The sequence below is a fragment of the Bacteroidota bacterium genome (assembly GCA_030706745.1).
Classification (GTDB): Bacteria; Bacteroidota; Ignavibacteria; order Palsa-1295; family Palsa-1295; genus PALSA-1295.
In genome coordinates, this window is record JAUZNX010000028.1 from 1 (window position 1) to 2021 (window position 2021).

General features: G+C 54.1%; 5 protein-coding genes. 4 read left to right on the plus strand and 1 reads right to left on the minus strand.

The annotated features are described in order from the left end of the window. The 3 genes from Q8902_15900 to Q8902_15910 all read left to right on the plus strand — a co-directional run. A partial coding sequence (locus Q8902_15900) for a CBS domain-containing protein (GenBank protein MDP4201038.1) occupies positions 1-161 on the plus strand: 161 nt, incomplete at its 5' end. Positions 162-656: 495 nt separating this feature from the next. Then, on the plus strand, positions 657-896 hold the full coding sequence (locus Q8902_15905) for a hypothetical protein (protein ID MDP4201039.1): 240 nt from the start codon (positions 657-659) through the stop codon (positions 894-896). Between the two features lie 106 nt (positions 897-1002). Continuing rightward, complete coding sequence (locus tag Q8902_15910; GenBank protein MDP4201040.1) at positions 1003-1452, plus strand: CBS domain-containing protein; 450 nt, start codon at positions 1003-1005, stop codon at positions 1450-1452. Positions 1453-1517: 65 nt separating this feature from the next. On the opposite strand, the gene Q8902_15915 is transcribed toward Q8902_15910, so the two are convergent. Continuing rightward, positions 1518-1646 carry a hypothetical protein gene (locus tag Q8902_15915; protein MDP4201041.1) on the minus strand — a complete coding sequence of 43 codons (129 nt, stop codon included), beginning with the start codon at positions 1644-1646 and terminating at the stop codon, positions 1518-1520. Between the two features lie 98 nt (positions 1647-1744). On the opposite strand from Q8902_15915, the gene Q8902_15920 reads away from it, so the two are divergent. Then, positions 1745-2021 (plus strand): ribonuclease Z (locus tag Q8902_15920; protein ID MDP4201042.1); only part of this gene is annotated, 277 nt, incomplete at its 3' end.

The window sequence follows — 2021 nt, forward strand, 5'->3', positions numbered from 1 at the left end:
GCGATGCCGCTCAGCTTATGGAACGGAAGTGCATCCATCGGCTCCCGGTTCTCAATCGAAAGAAGAGAATGGTCGGGATTCTTTCGCTTACTGATCTTGGTCTTCACGCACCGAACAGACTTACGGGAAAGGTCGTGGAAGTGGTCGGACGACGAGCCTGAGGCCGTAAGGCCCGGCTACGGTTGAAAAATACGCTTATAGTTCGCTTTCTCTTTCAAGCAAGAGAACCTCGTGGTGAAGGACGTCCGCAATGTGCGTGGCGGGTATCGTTTCCGCGCCCATTGTGCTTAGCGTCGAAAAGCTGAGCAGGCGGCCCAACGACACCTCGCATCAGCCCAAATACACCGGGGCTTTCACGCCGCGTCGATGGACACGTGGCATGCGGCGGTTGCTGCCGCTTGAAGATATGCAAGATGCAGGTTTGTCGCGTCCTTCGTTCCATGAGGTTGCAAGGCCTTGCCGAAATACACGAATTCATCTGAGCAAGAAATCAGCAAAGATTATCTGCGGACGAAACAATCGGAGCTCCCAAAAGAGAATAACTGTGGAAAAGAAGTGATTCGACACTGTGCGGAAGCGAAGTTTATATTGATCAATATTAGAAAAAATTTGCCGCCAAACGGCATGCATGTCTCGCGCAAGATAGTGAGGCTAAAATGCCCGTATACCGCTGCTATTTCTCCGATAAGTACGCGCTCTCGCGAGCCGAGGACATCGAAGCCGCTACGGACACCCTAGCGATCGACGCCGCAGAATCGGTGATCGCCCGGATGAATGGTTGCAGAGATTTTTTCGAAGTGTGGAATCGCGATCGCCTCGTCCATAAAAGAAAAAGAGAAGAGCGAGCTTCCACTCTGGTGCGGATACCGAGGAACGCAAACAACGAACTGACATAAACATCGAAATATAGGTCCATCCGGAATTGAGTGGCATCTAACCTTTGTCAAGCTGCCAGCGCGGGCATGTTATGGGAGCTTACTGAACCACGGCGAGGAGAACCTCATGCTGATCAATATTCTTATGGTCAAGCCCGTAGAGGTGGTAGGCCCGGATGTACCTCTCCGCGATGTGGCGCGGATGATGAGGGATAAGGCCATCGGGTGCTTGCCGGTGTGCGAGAATGAACAGCTGATCGGAATCATTGCCGACCGCGACATCGTTTGCCGCGGCGTGGCGGACGGCCTCGATATCATGCGAGGTCAAACGCGCGACATCATGACGAAAAACGTCGTGTATTGTTTTGACGACCAGTCGGACGCTGAGGCGGCCAAATTGATGGAAGATAATGAGGTTCGCCACCTGCCGGTGCTGAACCGAAAGATGAAAATAGTCGGCATGGTGACGCTGGGCGATCTGGCACTTCGATCGAAGACGCTGACGCGGACCCTTCTCGGAATCATCGAACGTGACGCACTGCGTCGCGAAAAGTTGCACTCCACCCATGCCTGGTAGGTGCGGCCAAATTCCGCTCCATCCGGTGCTCACCGCTCAAATACGTGGGGCTTATCGAGTCTCACTCAACACCTGCTCCAATCCGGCATCGAAAGGAACAGAGTCCCAAGCCACCGCTCGTCGCCAGAGCGCTCGATGTCGAATACGGCGCGGTGCAGCGGGAAATCGCCGCAACCCTCGGTCGAGATTCTCAAAGAGGCGATCGAATTCCCGGCTCAGATTTTCTCATGATTGCCACATCTCGGGCGGCATCTTCCACTAAGAAAGTCGTCGTCACGCATGTGGTAACGCCATGACATCTCTCCTTCACCCTCAGTTGGTCAACGATGTCTTCGGCGATCCCGGAGTCTATGCCGAATTCATGTTCGAACGCCGCGCGTTCCTGTTCGATCTGGGCGATGTGCGCTGTCTGGCGCCGCGCAAGTTGATGAAGGTGAGCGATGTCTTCATCAGTCATACGCATGCCGACCATTTTTCAGGTTTCGACCAACTTCTACGACTTTTCCTCGGTCGTGAAAAAACAGTGACGCTGCACGGACCTGCCGGGCTCATCGATCGTGTGGGGCATA

What these genes read in the sequence shown, in the direction of transcription:
- Q8902_15905 (MDP4201039.1), top strand. Translation starts at nt 657, where the DNA reads ATGCCCGTATACCGCTGCTATTTCTCCGATAAGTACGCGCTCTCGCGA.
- Q8902_15910 (MDP4201040.1), top strand. Translation starts at nt 1,003, where the DNA reads ATGCTGATCAATATTCTTATGGTCAAGCCCGTAGAGGTGGTAGGCCCG.